This is a genomic window from Stenotrophomonas sp. GbtcB23, from assembly GCF_019091045.1.
Taxonomy (GTDB): Bacteria; Pseudomonadota; Gammaproteobacteria; order Xanthomonadales; family Xanthomonadaceae; genus Stenotrophomonas; species Stenotrophomonas rhizophila_A.
This window is the reverse complement of sequence record NZ_JAGXKC010000554.1, coordinates 1-249: the sequence shown is the minus strand read 5'-3', so window position 1 is coordinate 249 and position 249 is coordinate 1. Positions and strand designations below refer to the sequence as shown.

Sequence of the window (249 nt, the reverse complement as noted above, 5' to 3'; positions counted from 1 at the left end):
CAGGCCGCCCGCCTCGATCAGTTCGTCGGCCCGCGCATTCAGCCGGTCGAGCGAGGAAATCGGCAGCCAGAACTGCGTCGAAAGGCCGCTCAGTCGCTGCAGCGCGACGCGCACATTGTCCAGCACCGACAGATGCGGGAAGACGGCGGAAATCTGGAAGGAGCGGTCATGCCCCATCTGCGCCACCTCGTCCGGCGGCGCTTCCGTAATGTCCGTGCCGAGCAGCGGGATCGAACCCGCCGAGGGATG

At 67.1% G+C, this 249-nt stretch carries 1 pseudogene; it reads right to left on the bottom strand.

Features of this window, described 5'->3' with window-relative positions:
* Positions 1-249 (bottom strand): annotated as a pseudogene (locus KVS69_RS20090) (hypothetical protein); the annotation flags it as partial.